At 49.6% G+C, this 1,715-nt stretch carries 4 protein-coding genes; all 4 read right to left on the bottom strand.

Translation table 11 applies throughout. The annotated features are described in order from the left end of the window. Positions 1 to 312: 312 nt before the first annotated feature. The 4 genes from LGT40_RS16310 to merR are packed head-to-tail and all read right to left on the bottom strand — an operon-like array spanning position 313 to position 1,633. Positions 313 to 537, bottom strand: a complete 225-nt coding sequence (locus tag LGT40_RS16310; protein WP_247363676.1) for a GDCCVxC domain-containing (seleno)protein — start codon at positions 535 to 537, stop codon at positions 313 to 315. A gap of 2 nt (positions 538 to 539) precedes the next feature. Next, a complete protein-coding gene (gene merP, locus LGT40_RS00455; RefSeq protein ID WP_226070180.1) occupies positions 540 to 824 on the bottom strand; it encodes a mercury resistance system periplasmic binding protein MerP in 285 nt (94 codons plus the stop codon). Positions 825 to 834: 10 nt separating this feature from the next. Further along, on the bottom strand, positions 835 to 1,182 hold the full coding sequence (locus tag LGT40_RS00450) for a mercuric transporter MerT family protein (RefSeq protein WP_226070179.1): 348 nt from the start codon (positions 1,180 to 1,182) through the stop codon (positions 835 to 837). Positions 1,183 to 1,231: 49 nt separating this feature from the next. Continuing rightward, positions 1,232 to 1,633 carry a mercury resistance transcriptional regulator MerR gene (merR, locus tag LGT40_RS00445; RefSeq protein ID WP_226070178.1) on the bottom strand — a complete coding sequence of 134 codons (402 nt, stop codon included), beginning with the start codon at positions 1,631 to 1,633 and terminating at the stop codon, positions 1,232 to 1,234. Positions 1,634 to 1,715 lie beyond the last annotated feature (82 nt).

Below are 1,715 nucleotides of genomic sequence, written 5' to 3'. Positions count from 1 at the left end.
AAAAAAAACCGCGCAGAATAGAGGCGCTTTTGACTGATGAGACAAGGTGATCCTTCAGGAGAAGGCGGCAATTCAAGGACAATTTAAACAGCTACAGGCATCGCTTTGACCCTAATATCGTGCGGCTGCGCAGTTTAAATTACTAACTGGATGCGTCACTCTGCGTAATTGGAAGAGAGGCCACAGAAAGCGGTATTGGACGGTTTACAAAATTTCTCCGGTGGCCATTTTTCATCTCAGCCCAATGACAGGGTAGCTGCAAATAAGTGCCTATTTTTTAAATCCGGTTGAAGAATCCTCGAAAATGAAAAGTCACTGGCAGCAGCCCTTGGTTTGTGACGAGAGCTGTATGGGTGGGCAGGCTGTTGTTCCGTAAGAGCAATACACACAACAATCGCCCGTTTTGGGCTTCAGCACAGCGTGACACTGCTCACACTCATAGAACCACTGGCAGGCATCTGTCGGCATGGTTTCCCGTTTCTTGAGCCCGCATTCCGGGCAGGTAATGTCGGATTCCAGAATAACATCCTGCACCATGACTAATCCTGTTTGATCTCGGTAGACGGGTACCCGGCATCTTCGGTGGCCTTGGTGAGCAGGCTCACACTCGTTTTTTGATCGTCATACACAACAACGGCGGACTTTGTTTCGTAATCTACGTTGGCCTGCGTTACACCCTCCACCTTTTCCAGGGCTTTGCGCACGGTGATGGGACACATCGCGCAATTCATGCTCGGTACCGACAATTTCACGGTGCGCGAGTCGGCCCACGCCGTAGTGACAATACTGCTCATAAGCAAGACGAACATTAAAAGTTGTTTCATACCATATCTCCTAAGCGAACCACGCCAGCCAATAGGGACTAAAAATCAGCAGCAGTGCCACAACCGTAAAAATCCAGAAGATTACTTGATAGCGCTGGCGATTTTTGGGAAGAGCACACACGCTGCCTTCTGGACAGTGCTCAATAGGTCGATGGACCTGCCAACCGGCCCACAAGTAAAGCACGACCACAACGGCGATGAAGTAGGGTCTGAAAGGCTCAAAGGCAGTTAACGTACTGATCCAGGAGCCGCTAACGCCCAGTAACAACAAAACAAAGGGGCCAGCACAACACAGACTTGCACCAATGGCAGCGGCCATACCTCCACCCAATAACCAGGCAGGCGAATTTTTCTTCATATCGAAATACCTCTGAGAGGCAGTGTAAACTCCGTACCACACTACGGAGTCAAGTAAGGCGGCGACCTGCCGGGACAAGAGAATCAATAATGGGGCAGGAAGTGGAGTCAGAATTGGATTGGCACGAAGAAATGAAACCTTTCAGGCTCTTCTCCAGACGCTTCAGGTTTTTTATTTTAGCCTGCACGATGTCGAGCTTATGTTCGGCCAAGTGCTGAACCTCGTGACAAGACCCAATGCTTAATTCAATCAGCGCATCGATCTCTGAAAGGGTAAAACCCAGGTGCTGGGCACGCTTAATGAACAACACTTTGGTCAGCGTTGCTTCCGGATATTGCCTGTAGCCCCGGAGCGGCGTATTCGGCTGTTCGATAAGATTTTGCCGTTCGTAGTAACGGATTGTTTCGACATTCACGCCTGCGGATTTGGCAAGCTGGCTGATGGTATACATGATGGCTCGCAATGACCGTACCTAAGTACAGAGAATTATAGTCTTGTGGCCACGACAATTAAATGTGTTGGATGTGGGGGGG

The organism is Methylophaga pinxianii (genome assembly GCF_020447225.1).
GTDB lineage: Bacteria > Pseudomonadota > Gammaproteobacteria > Nitrosococcales > Methylophagaceae > Methylophaga > Methylophaga pinxianii.
This window is presented reverse-complemented; position numbering and strand designations above follow the sequence as displayed.